Below are 11,599 nucleotides of genomic sequence, written 5' to 3'. Positions count from 1 at the left end.
GTTCGGGACTTCATCGCAATTTTAATTCCCTGCTAATTCAGTATCCCCAAAACAAAAAAAACCCAATCCGCACAAACTAGCACGAATTGGGGGTTCTTATTCAAAAATTTAATTATTTTACTGCTTTTACCCAGTCAGCTGCGAATTTTTCTAAGCCTTGGTCTGTAAGTGGGTGCTTAGTAAGCTGCTCAATTACAGAGTATGGAATAGTTGAGATATGAGCGCCAGCCAGTGCTACACGAGTAACGTGGTCTGGGTGTCTTACAGATGCAGCGATGATTTGTGCATCCAGATTGTGAACACGGAATAGCTCAGCGATCTTTGCAACAAGCTGTACGCCATCTTCAGAAATGTCGTCAAGACGACCTAAGAATGGAGATACATATGTTGCACCTGCGCGAGCAGCTAATAACGCTTGGTTCACTGTGAAGATTAAAGTAACGTTAGTTTTAACGCCTTTTTTAGATAGGTAGCGAGTAGCTTCTAATCCAGCCACAGTCATTGGAACTTTGATTGTGATGTTTTTATCGCCACCGTTGATTTTTAGAAGCTCTTCTGCTTCTGCGATCATGTCTTCAGCAGTTTCAGCGCTTGGAGATACTTCAGCAGATACGCTTTCTACTTCTGGCACAGCTTGAAGGATTTCCGCGATGCGGTCTTCGAATTTAACGCCTTCTTTTACTACAAGTGATGGGTTCGTTGTTACACCAGATAGTACACCCATTTTATACGCTTTTTTAATATCATCTAGGTTAGCTGTATCGATAAAAAATTTCATTTCTTTTTCCCTCCAGTTTCTAATCATCCATATTGTTAGAAACATTTGACTCGCCTATACACATAGACGGGTCAAATGCAGTTAGTAAAAACTACTATATATTACAGTACTTCTTTGAAGTTCTTAACTACGTTCTCAACTGTAAAGCCGTATTCAGCTAGAAGTTTGTCTGCTGGTGCAGATGCTCCGAATGTGTTAACAGCAAGAACTTTACCTTCGTCACCTACGAATTCTTTCCATCCAAGTGGAGAAGCCATTTCGATTCCAAGGCGAGCCTTCACAGCTTTTGGAAGCACACTTTCTTTGTACTCAGCAGATTGCTTCTCAAAGCGATCCCAGCTTGGCATACTTACTACTGATACGAAGATGCCTTCTTTTTCTAGCTCTTCTTGTGCTGCAATTGCTAATGACACTTCAGAACCTGTTGCAAGTAATAGACCAGCAACTTCTCCTTTTGCTTCAGAAACAACGTAAGCACCTTTTTTAACACCTTCATATACAGCTTCTTGATCAAGCTCTAAAGTTGGTAGACCTTGACGAGTTAATACTAGTGCTGTTGGTGTATCAGTACTTTCAATTGCTAAGCGCCATGCTGCAGCAGTTTCTTTAGCGTCAGCTGGACGAAGAATTGAGAGTCCTGGCATTGCACGTAATGCAGCTAATTGCTCAATTGGCTCATGTGTTGGGCCGTCTTCACCAACTGCAATTGAATCATGTGTAAATACATATGTTACAGGTAGCTTCATTAAAGCAGCTAGACGAATTGCTGGACGTAGGTAATCAGAGAATACGAAGAATGTAGCTCCAAATACTTTTACGCCACCGTGAAGTGCCATACCGTTTAGTGCAGCACCCATTGCAAATTCACGAACACCGAACCAAATGTTACGAGCAGCAAAGCTATCGATTGCATAGTTCTTTTCAGACGTGATTAACGTTTTATTTGATCCTGCTAAGTCAGCTGAACCACCGATTAATTGGGGAATTGCCGTAGCAGCAGCATTTAATGCTTTACCTGAAGCATCACGAGTTGCAACTGAAGAACCAGCTTCAAAGCTTGGAAGTGAAGCTTCCCAGTTTTCAGGTAGCTCGCCATTTAATGCCATTTCAAATTGTTTTGCTAATTCAGGGTATTCTTTTTTATATTCTGCAAATAATTCATTCCATACACTTTCTTTTTGTTTGCCAGCTTCTACAAATTGGCTGTAGTGCTCTCTTACTTCTTCTGGAACGAAGAATGGCTCTTCATAAGTCCAGCCGTATGCAGCTTTAGTTAATGAAGTTTCATCTTTACCTAGTGGAGCACCGTGTGATGCAGATTTTCCACCTTTATTTGGAGAACCAAAACCGATTGTTGTTTTAATTTCAATTAAAGTTGGACGGTTTAAATCTGCTTTTGCTTCTTTTAAAGCATTTTGAATTTCATCCATATCATTTCCGTTTTCAACACGGATTACTTGCCATCCGTAAGCTTTAAAACGATCTTCAACACTTTCAGAGAAAGAAAGGTTTAAATCACCATCTAATGAAATGTCGTTTGAATCGTACATTACGATTAGACGACCTAATTTTAAATGACCGGCAAGTGAAGCTGCTTCTGCAGAAACACCTTCCATTAAGTCTCCGTCACCACAAATTGCATATGTAAAGTGGTTAACGATTTCGTAGCTATCTTTGTTGTAAGTTTCAGCAAGATGTCGTTCAGCCATTGCCATACCAACACCCATTGCAATACCCTGTCCTAATGGACCAGTAGTTGCTTCAACACCTGGAGTATGTCCGAACTCAGGGTGTCCTGGAGTTCTGCTTCCCCATTGGCGGAAGTTTTTCAAGTCTTCAATCGTTACATCGTAACCAAATAAATGTAATAAGCTATATAAAAGCATGGAACCATGTCCAGCTGATAAAACAAAGCGATCGCGGTTGAACCAGTTTGGATTTACTGGGTTGTGATTCATTTCTTTTGCCCATAGAGTGTAAGCCATTGGTGCAGCACCCATTGGCATACCTGGATGCCCAGAATTTGCTTTCTCTACAGCATCAATAGAAAGTGTTCGAATTGTGTTAATAGCTAACAAATCAAGTTCTTTATCATTTAAAGCCGTTTTCATATTACCACTCTCCCAAACTATTAAAATAGTAATTCTATCTTTTTATACCCTACCTAAAAAATCCAATCTTTTCAATCTTTAAAATAAGATGTATAATTAATTCGTTCACTAAACAAATTATAACCATTTATAATGTACCACCCTTAGCTTTATTCGTCAATTACCTAGGTTCAAACAATTATTACAAATATTTTTTTCGTTTTTTTGAAAGCGCCGTCAACACAAATGCACATATTGCTTTTAATTATGTGTAACTTAATAATGAAATCTTCTTTTTATAATCACGAAAAACTTGTACTTACTAGCAAATGGGGGATTTATATGATTACCGGAGATGCAGCATATATAAAAAAAATAAATCGCTCGCTTATTTTAGAGAAAATTGTAGAAGAAGGTATGATTTCAAGGGCTGACATTTCCAAAGCTACTGCACTTACAAGGGCGACTGTCTCTGCACAGGTTGCTGACCTGTTAGATGAAGACCTCATTATCGAAACACGGCTTGAACATACGAGTGTTGGAAGAAAGCCAATTATGCTTTCTTTAAACGCGAATGCTGGCTACGCCCTTGGAATAGATGTGGACTACGAGCAAATCTCATTTACTATCTCAGATCTGCTCGGAAACCCTGTTTCCGAAAAAACAATTGAGTGCAATAGGCTAGACTATGACTCCATTCTGCAACTATTAATAGAGCAAATTAACTTATTTGATAAAGAGTTCGATGATAACCGTTATGGCATTATCGGCGTCGTGATTGCCATTCATGGACTTGTTGGGAAAGATGAAAAAATTCATTTCGTACCACGCTTCCTGTGGCGATCTGTTGATTTGAAGGCAGACCTTGAAAAAGCGTGCAATCTCAAGATTCAAATTGAAAATAACGCGAATATGTCTGCTTTTGCCGAGAGAGTCTTTCACCATCATGAAACCAACAGCCTCCTATGTACCACGATTTATTCAGGAATTGGGCTTGGAATGATTGTAGACAATCATTTTTTTAGGGGGAATGATGGCTTCGCGGGTGAAATCGGGCATATGATTGTCGTTCCACATGGCAGACCTTGTCCATGCGGCAATGAAGGGTGCTGGGAACAATATGCCTCAGAATCAGTCTTCCTTGAAAATGTAAAAGCTGAAAAAGGCCTTTCATCTTTTTCATACGATGATTTGCAAAAACTTGTTGAGGAAGGCGACAAGGACATGAGTGAACGTCTTGAGCAATTTATTTACTACCTATCGATTGGTTTAAATAACATGATTAATATGTATAACCCGGATACAATCGTTCTTGACGGTGAAATCCTTCGCCTTTACCCGGACTTCATAAAAAAAATAGAAGATCATTTAACCTCTTCTATTAATCATTATCGCCAATTGTCGGTCTCTACCTTTGGGAAAAAAGCTGTTCAAATGGGGGCTTGTGCCCTAGCCATTAAGCGCTTTTTAGGCGTACCGATGATAAATCTTACCTATAAAAGTTCATAAAAGGAGCATAACGGCTCCTTTTTTAATGTTTCAACCAAACAATTTTTCGACTTCCTTTTTCAGTTCTTCTAATAATGGAAATGTTGAGCCTTGACCTAGGCTCCTTACTACATTTCGGTAATACCATTCCTGTTTTTCCTTTCCGCGACTAAATCGACGCCACACTTCCTCACCCTGGTTCTCGTAATCGTGAATAATCGACCGGATATTATGAAGTTTATCAGCACATACAACTGTTCGGATGTCTCCTGAAGCCGTCCGCAGGAATGAAATCGTATGCTCTTTTCTCGCTTCCCAGGATAAAGATTTGTCGGGTTCTGAACATCCTTCCACGAGTTCTGCTACCTCGTCACCAAAGTCGTCTCTTATATCCTCTAATGTAAGCTCGGTATCTTCTACCGTATCGTGCAAGATCCCAGCAGCCACAAGTTCCATACGTGCATTTATCCTCATCAATATATGACCGACACCAAGTGGATGAGTAATATATGGTATCTTGGTTAGCTTTCGATATTGCCCATCATGTGCCTTACTTGCAACCATAATTGCTTTTTCAATCAAGTCCATTTTTTCACCTCCCTACCAAATGTACCAGGCAACTCTAATCTTCTATAGTATTTTACTTAAAAAGGACTTTGTGCGATCATGCTGTGGATTTTCGAACAGTTCCCTTGGCTTATTTTCTTCAACAATATAGCCATCGTCCATAAAGAGGACGCGGTCACCAACCTCACGTGCAAAGCCCATCTCATGGGTCACGACGACCATCGTCATTCCTTCACGCGCCAGCTGCTTCATAACCTCTAAAACCTCTCCAACCATTTCGGGATCAAGTGCTGAAGTCGGTTCATCAAACAGCATTATTTTGGGTTCCATCGCGAGGGCTCTTGCAATCGCTACCCTCTGTTTTTGTCCGCCTGACAATGAATCCGGATAGGCGTCCGCTTTTTCAGCAAGCCCTACCTTCTTCAAAAGCTCCACCCCTTTATTATATGCTTTTTCATTGGAAACCTTTTTTACCTTTAAGGGTGAAAGCATAATGTTTTCCATCACGGTTTTGTGTGGGAAAAGATTAAACTGCTGAAACACCATTCCCACATCTGTTCTGATACGGTTGATGTTTGTTTTTTTATGAGTAATATTGATTCCCTCAATAAAAACATGTCCTTCATCAATTGTCTCTAATAAATTTATACATCGTAAAAAGGTTGATTTTCCTGAGCCTGAAGGTCCAATGACGACAACAACATCCTGGGAGCTGATTTCGGCTGAGATCCCTTTGAGCACCTCATTTTTTCCAAACGATTTCTTAATGTTTTCTATTTTAATCATTCAGTTTTCAACCTCTTTTCTAGATAGTTTAATAGAAGTGTTAAGGTAAGGGTTAGAATTAAATAGATGAAGGCAGCTGTTAAATATGGTTCCCATACTTTAGCATGTTGCCCCATCATCATCCGGCCCCAATGCATTATTTCCGGAGTGGCTACTATCGATAAAAGGGATGAATCCTTTATTAAAATAACAAATTCGTTTCCTAATGGAGGAATCATTCGTTTGAAGGCCTGCGGTATAATGACATACCTCATGGCTTGTACATGTGTCATTCCCAAAGAGCGCGCAGCTTCCATTTGTCCACGATCTAGGGACTGGATACCCGCTCTAAAAATCTCAGCTATGTATGCCGCTGCATTTAAAGTAAGTGCGATAACACCTGCTACAATCCCATTTGTGGTACCCATAAACAACGGAACGACCCCAAAGTGAACTAAGAAGATTTGGACAAGTAATGGTGTTCCTCGAAAGAAGGTAATATAGCATACAAACGGAAACGCTACCCATTTATTACGAATCATTTTTCCAAGACCGATAAATAAGCCTAGGATTGTCCCAAGAAGAATACCTGCAATTGATAATCCAATAGTAAGTAATGTCCCCTTCCAAAAATAAGGAAGATAGTCAATGACAATATCAAAATTAAAATTCATGCTGTGTCCCCCTGTTTTATATCAAATGCGCCTTTGCGTATTTGCGCCTAGATTTTTTAGGCCCACAGGATGTGGGTCACAAAGACGAAGACATCAGGCCTTGGCGTTCTTAGTCTTTGATCCTATGAGCGAAAAATTTCCATTGAAAATCGCATGTCTCCGCCGGAGGCTTAAACTTTACCCAGTTGGGTTTAAACCCAACTGGGTAAAGTTTATAAGGTAAAAAAGCGTAACACACTGAAGTCGTTACGCCATGTTTCATTTCTTATTATTTAGAAGCTGCTTGTTCAGCCTTAAGCGCGTCTAAATCTGGTTCCGCACCAAACCATTCCTTATAAATTTCTGTGTATTTTCCGTTTTCGATAATAGCTTCAATTGCCTTATCAAAGTCGGCTTTTAAGTCTTCGCTACCCTTAGGGAACATCATTCCATAGAACTCTGCTTCGAACGTATCTTTGTCTCCAACAACCTTTAACTTTTTGTCAGGATTTTGTGCAGCATAGTACTCAATAACACCATTATCGGCTACAACTGCATCCGCACCACCACTATCAAGCTCAAGGATTGCTAGGTTATTATTTTCAAAAGCTTTAATATCCGGATGCTTTTCGCCAAGCACCTTCTCAACCGCAAAATGTCCTGTTGTAGAAGCTTGAACCGCCACCTTTTTCCCTTTTAAATCTTCTGCAGTTTGAATATTACTGTCTTCCGGAATCATAATTTTATTAGTAGATAGGAAGAACGGGATGGTAAATAAATATTCCTTTTGGCGTTCCTCAGTAATCGAAATCGATGAAATCGCTATGTCATAAGACCCTTTGTTTAATTCAACGAAAATTGGGTCCCAACCAGTATGTTTAATATCTAGTTCGTACCCTGCTTCATCAGCCACAGCATTAATAACATCAATTTCAAAACCAACGATTTTGTCACCTTCCGTGAACTCGAATGGTGCATATGCAGCATCTGTCATAACCTTAAGTGGCTTCTTTCCCGAGTCTTCTCCGCCTTTCCCACTCGTATCGCTAGTTCCACATGCTGCTAAGAATAGAAAAACAAGCAGGATAGAAAAAACAGATAATTTCTTCACTTATGTAACCCCTTTCCGTTTTTATAAAATTTAAACAATTCATTTTTTTACTATATTAACACATTGATAGTCTAAAAGAAATACAGAATTAACAATTCCCCACTGTATACCCCTCTTACTTTACATTTTATGAAACGTAACTAGAACAATAGAACCAATCCATTCGACATTAATCGGGTGGTGACAGAGACTTAAGTTTCGAATATATTTAGAATAGTGGATATTTTCGAAAAGGGGGTTTTTTTGTGGGGGTTGTGAAAGAGTTCGGAAAAATTATCGCGATTTATTTATGCGTGTTTCTTTGCGTTATCATATTTGTTCTTTTCCCTCGTGAACCTAGTATTGATTTTTCCGGTAGGGCAATGACAGTTGAGTATTCCTATCATTTTAATTTGAAAGATTATGCAACAAATGTTGGAGCTTTTTTAAAGAATGTGTACGAGAATAAAAGTCTTGGTGGTACCAAGTTTGCTACCCTTTCAGCTGAGGATGAAATCGCAAAATTCTTTCCAAGAAGCCTGAAGATTATCTTGATCGGATACATTCTTAGCATTGTGTTCGGAGTGTTAAAAGGGATACTTGATTACCGGTTTACGAATACGAAAAAGAGCTTTTTAGGAAGCGGCGCAACCTGGTTTTTCTCAGGGGTACCTGACTTTTTTATCATCATTTGTTTAATCTATTTCCTATTAATGTATGTTCCAGATTTTAGTATCATGGGCACCGAAGCATGGTGGAAGTTTATCGCACCTAGTATTCTTGTTTCGATTGCACCGATGCTTTATGTTGCGAGAATTACATCGGTCGCTCTTCTTACCCAGGACCGCGAGCCCTATATTCAAGTAGCTTTTGCCAAGGGCTTTACAAAAAATAAAGTTCTACTCAACCACATGATGAGATCATGCTTTATCACCGTTTCAAGTCACCTACAATCGATTATGGTGTTTGTTCTATCAAACCTATTGGTTGTTGAATATTTACTAGGTTACCAGGGAGCTGCTTATCGATTGTTTTCAGCAATTGGATATACAAATTTTATTCCACCAGGTGGCGGGGCCGACGAACGTGGATTAATCATCGGGATTTGTATAAGCTTTCTAATGCTAGTAATGGTAGCCCATATGATTAGTCAAGTCATCAAAATGAGATTAGATCCAAATTAAGGGGGGGTTCTAAATTGAATCGAAATTGGTTTTTAATCACTGGCTTAATTATGCTAGGTATCCTACTTCTTGTTACATTTGTAGGTCCTCATTTACCATATGTAAAGGAAGGAATTGAAGAGGGCAGAATTCGTTTCCTAGATGGTGGAAAGAACTTGCTTAAAGCACCATTTAGCCCTGGGGAACAGCCCCCTTTTGGGTCTGACCATGAAGGACGAGACTTATTAAGTGTTTTAATTGTCGGTGCAAAGGATACGCTGAAAGTTATTTTAGGAATTGTCATTCTCCGCTACTTAATTGCGATCCCGCTCGGGTTACTCGCTACAAGAAAAAATAATCCGTTTTCCTGGATTGTTACAACCTGGAATAATGTATTTTCAAGTATTCCAATCATTTTTTCCGCGTTGCTTCTATTAGCCGTACCGGCCCTCGTTATGAATGAAAACCGGTTATGGTGGTCGGTTTTACTTTTAGCGTTGATTGAGGTTGGAAAAGTAAGTCATATCATTCGTGAGGAAACCCAAAGAATCGTGAGGAAGCCTTATATTGAGGCAGGAATCACAGTTGGAATCTCCCCATTGCGACTTGCCTTAGGAAATATATTACCGAATACATATCCGGCGATAATGGTGAATTTTTTTATTGATATCGGAAGAACCTGTCTTTTAATTGCACAGCTCGGCATTTTTGGTGTGTTCCTCTCTCAAGTGTTTGTTCAAACAAACTATGGTATTGGGGAAATGATCAACACGAGCCTAAATTGGCCAACCTTACTCGGTCAGGCTAGAAAAGATATGATTAGTTCAATTTGGATTCCATTTTGGACATGTGTTGCAATCTCCTTTACGATGTTTACCTTTACAATTTTAGGGGAAGGCTTAAGAAGGTATTTCGACCGAAAGACAGTGTAAGTTGTTACTAAACTTCTTTCTTGTTAAAGTGTATAGTAAATGGCGGGAGAACCCATAATTAAAACTGATAATTGAAAGGAGCTTGTAAATGAATACACCAAATAATGAATTACCAGCTAAAACCTGTACGATTGACCGTCTTGTGACCATGGAGTCGGACGTTAAAAAAGTTCTCGAAGGTAGAAAAACGGCTACCCGCAGAAATGGAAGATATGCCGATGTAGGGGAAATTATGACGCTTGAAGGCAGGTCATTTAAAATTGATCGTGTATATGAGCAATCTCTTGGTGAGTTAACAGATGAAGACGCGAAAAGAGAAGGCTTCAATACAGTTGATGAATACAAAGAATCGATTCTTTCTTACCATCCAGGAATGCCTTGGCTCCCTCAAATGAAAGTGTGGGTCCATGAATTTAGCGAGGTAGAGGAATAACTTAAAAACCCTTGTCATGAATGATTGACAAGGGTTTTTCCGTCTATTTATGGCTGGTTTTTTCAACAAGTGCCTGCTCATGGATTGAACGCGTTTCTGGTGCCACTGTCTTTATTTTCGTGAAGAAGTAATAGTATTTATAAATAACGACTACGACTAATAATAGTTTTACTGCGATGGTGTCCAGAATAATAAATGGGACTGCAATCATCGCATCTGCAGTTAATAGAATCGTTAGTTTTTGTTTTAACGTCATTTCACGTCGCTTCACAAAGCTCTCTAAATGCTTTTTATATAAATTAGTGCTTTTAAACCAACGATCAAAACGTTCCGACCCCTTTACAAAAAAGAAAGAAGCAAGCAGTAACAGGGGCGTAGTTGGGATGAGCGGCAGCACAATTCCTACAACTCCAAGGCCCAAGAAAAGGAAACCTAAGACAATATATAAAAATTTCGTGATGCTTTTCACAAAATTGCCCCCCTTTCGACGACTTAAGTACCTTTTATTATTATACCACGTATCTCTTACTGGAAAACCATTGTCACAAAATAGTAAGATAATGAAGATGGAATTGTGAGGTACATCACTTATTTTTTTTATTATAGTGCTATCATTAATAGTGGAATATGTTGTGAATGGGGGTTTCCATCAAGTGGATGTCGTTTATCAAGTTCTTGTTTTCATACATATTTTTTCAGCCATCCTTGGCTTGGGACCTGGCTTTATTTTAACAACAGTAGGGAAGTCAGCAGATACAATGACGGAGCTACGGCATTCGTATGCAATTAGAAATAGACTTCATATATTTGTCATGTATGGTGGTATCCTTCTGCTAATGACCGGTCTTTTAATGGGGGCAATTCATCCGTATTTATTTAAAATGGGCTGGTACGTAACAAGCTTGCTGTTATTTCTTGTTTCGTTGGCGATGGGGCCTTTTGCTCTGAAACCTAAATCAAAGCCTATAAAAGCGTTATTAGAATCACATCAAGGTGATGACATTCCTGCAGAATACTACCCTTTGGCAAAGGCACTTTTTACAGTAGAACATATTGAGAATACAATCTTTTTGATTGTCATTGCGTTAATGATTTTAAAGCCTTTTTAAAAAGTGCATTAGATCAAAGACTAAGAACGCCACATCCTATGGCAACGTCTTTGTGACCCACGTCGTGTGGGCCTAAAATCCCCATCATTCATTGGTGGGGATTTTCTTCGATTGTTTGTTTCTTTTTAAATGGGAAGACTGCACCCTGTGTAAGTAAGCTTATTAAAAGTACAACACCGACAAGCAAGGAAGCGATGATCCAAAAGTTGATGCCGAACCCGACGATTTTGTACGCACCTTCATAGTAATTTACATCCGGGCGATTGATATTAGATGATATGATTGCAGCGGTGACGTGCTTGGTGGCATACAAAAAGGCAGACACCGCGATGAAAAAGCATCCCACTAATGCCTTGATTTGATTCATTTTACCCCTCTTCTCTATTCACTTTTGGTTAATCGTAGCATGATTCCAAATGATGGGGTATATTACTTTTTACCTAGATTATTTGGACAAGGAGTGAAGGGGGAAGTTTTGGGGGTGTCTGAATTAATAACCTATTAATAAAATGCGATGAAGGACTGAACGGC

The 11,599-nt window shown here is 39.3% G+C and carries 13 protein-coding genes; 5 read left to right on the top strand and 8 right to left on the bottom strand.

Annotated elements, in window-relative coordinates:
* Positions 1-112: 112 nt before the first annotated feature.
* Both fsa and tkt read right to left on the bottom strand, forming a co-directional pair.
* Entirely contained in the window at positions 113-778 is a 666-nt protein-coding gene (gene fsa / locus V7147_RS22870; RefSeq protein ID WP_335370104.1) for a fructose-6-phosphate aldolase, read from the bottom strand.
* 101 nt (positions 779-879) lie between these two features.
* Complete coding sequence (gene tkt / locus V7147_RS22865; RefSeq protein WP_335370103.1) at positions 880-2,889, bottom strand: transketolase; 2,010 nt, start codon at positions 2,887-2,889, stop codon at positions 880-882.
* Positions 2,890-3,210: 321 nt separating this feature from the next.
* Between tkt and V7147_RS22860 the strand changes: the two genes are divergently transcribed.
* Positions 3,211-4,377 (top strand): ROK family transcriptional regulator, encoded by a 1,167-nt coding sequence (locus tag V7147_RS22860; RefSeq protein WP_335370102.1) that lies wholly within the window; start codon positions 3,211-3,213, stop codon positions 4,375-4,377.
* A gap of 30 nt (positions 4,378-4,407) precedes the next feature.
* Here V7147_RS22860 and V7147_RS22855 read toward each other — a convergent pair whose 3' ends face one another.
* The 4 genes from V7147_RS22855 to V7147_RS22840 form a co-directional block, all read right to left on the bottom strand.
* Positions 4,408-4,944 (bottom strand): HD domain-containing protein, encoded by a 537-nt coding sequence (locus tag V7147_RS22855; RefSeq protein ID WP_335370101.1) that lies wholly within the window; start codon positions 4,942-4,944, stop codon positions 4,408-4,410.
* Between the two features lie 42 nt (positions 4,945-4,986).
* Positions 4,987-5,709 (bottom strand): amino acid ABC transporter ATP-binding protein, encoded by a 723-nt coding sequence (locus tag V7147_RS22850; RefSeq protein ID WP_335370100.1) that lies wholly within the window; start codon positions 5,707-5,709, stop codon positions 4,987-4,989.
* Entirely contained in the window at positions 5,706-6,362 is a 657-nt protein-coding gene (locus tag V7147_RS22845) for an amino acid ABC transporter permease (protein WP_335370099.1), read from the bottom strand. The genes V7147_RS22850 and V7147_RS22845 overlap by 4 nt, the downstream gene beginning before the upstream one ends.
* A gap of 268 nt (positions 6,363-6,630) precedes the next feature.
* A complete protein-coding gene (locus V7147_RS22840) occupies positions 6,631-7,452 on the bottom strand; it encodes a basic amino acid ABC transporter substrate-binding protein (protein ID WP_335370098.1) in 822 nt (273 codons plus the stop codon).
* Positions 7,453-7,697: 245 nt separating this feature from the next.
* Here V7147_RS22840 and V7147_RS22835 point away from each other — a divergent pair, with 245 nt between their 5' ends.
* The 3 genes from V7147_RS22835 to V7147_RS22825 all read left to right on the top strand — a co-directional run bounded on the left by V7147_RS22835 (position 7,698) and on the right by V7147_RS22825 (position 9,959).
* A complete protein-coding gene (locus tag V7147_RS22835) occupies positions 7,698-8,615 on the top strand; it encodes an ABC transporter permease subunit (protein ID WP_335370097.1) in 918 nt (305 codons plus the stop codon).
* Positions 8,616-8,629: 14 nt separating this feature from the next.
* On the top strand, positions 8,630-9,526 hold the full coding sequence (locus V7147_RS22830; protein ID WP_335370096.1) for an ABC transporter permease: 897 nt from the start codon (positions 8,630-8,632) through the stop codon (positions 9,524-9,526).
* Positions 9,527-9,614: 88 nt separating this feature from the next.
* The gene (locus tag V7147_RS22825) at positions 9,615-9,959 is read left to right on the top strand and encodes an ASCH domain-containing protein (protein WP_335370095.1); all 345 of its coding nucleotides are present in this window, start codon (positions 9,615-9,617) and stop codon (positions 9,957-9,959) included.
* A 43-nt stretch (positions 9,960-10,002) separates the two neighbouring features.
* Here V7147_RS22825 and V7147_RS22820 read toward each other — a convergent pair whose 3' ends face one another.
* On the bottom strand, positions 10,003-10,428 hold the full coding sequence (locus V7147_RS22820) for a YbaN family protein (protein ID WP_335370094.1): 426 nt from the start codon (positions 10,426-10,428) through the stop codon (positions 10,003-10,005).
* 184 nt (positions 10,429-10,612) lie between these two features.
* Here V7147_RS22820 and V7147_RS22815 point away from each other — a divergent pair, with 184 nt between their 5' ends.
* Positions 10,613-11,068 carry a DUF2269 family protein gene (locus tag V7147_RS22815; RefSeq protein WP_335370093.1) on the top strand — a complete coding sequence of 152 codons (456 nt, stop codon included), beginning with the start codon at positions 10,613-10,615 and terminating at the stop codon, positions 11,066-11,068.
* Between the two features lie 88 nt (positions 11,069-11,156).
* On the opposite strand, the gene V7147_RS22810 is transcribed toward V7147_RS22815, so the two are convergent.
* Positions 11,157-11,435, bottom strand: coding sequence for a hypothetical protein (locus tag V7147_RS22810; RefSeq protein ID WP_335370092.1), 279 nt, complete (start codon positions 11,433-11,435; stop codon positions 11,157-11,159).
* Positions 11,436-11,599 lie beyond the last annotated feature (164 nt).

The sequence above is a fragment of the Bacillus sp. JJ1521 genome (assembly GCF_036965165.1).
Taxonomy (GTDB): Bacteria; Bacillota; Bacilli; order Bacillales; family Bacillaceae_L; genus Ferdinandcohnia.
This window is presented reverse-complemented; position numbering and strand designations above follow the sequence as displayed.

Excerpts from the sequence above, each read along its gene's own strand:
- tkt (WP_335370103.1), bottom strand. The coding sequence starts at position 2,889 with ATGAAAACGGCTTTAAATGATAAAGAACTTGATTTGTTAGCTATTAAC.
- V7147_RS22845 (WP_335370099.1), bottom strand. The coding sequence starts at position 6,362 with ATGAATTTTAATTTTGATATTGTCATTGACTATCTTCCTTATTTTTGG.
- V7147_RS22855 (WP_335370101.1), bottom strand. The coding sequence starts at position 4,944 with ATGGACTTGATTGAAAAAGCAATTATGGTTGCAAGTAAGGCACATGAT.
- fsa (WP_335370104.1), bottom strand. The coding sequence starts at position 778 with ATGAAATTTTTTATCGATACAGCTAACCTAGATGATATTAAAAAAGCG.
- V7147_RS22860 (WP_335370102.1), top strand. The coding sequence starts at position 3,211 with ATGATTACCGGAGATGCAGCATATATAAAAAAAATAAATCGCTCGCTT.
- V7147_RS22810 (WP_335370092.1), bottom strand. The coding sequence starts at position 11,435 with ATGAATCAAATCAAGGCATTAGTGGGATGCTTTTTCATCGCGGTGTCT.
- V7147_RS22825 (WP_335370095.1), top strand. The coding sequence starts at position 9,615 with ATGAATACACCAAATAATGAATTACCAGCTAAAACCTGTACGATTGAC.
- V7147_RS22850 (WP_335370100.1), bottom strand. The coding sequence starts at position 5,709 with ATGATTAAAATAGAAAACATTAAGAAATCGTTTGGAAAAAATGAGGTG.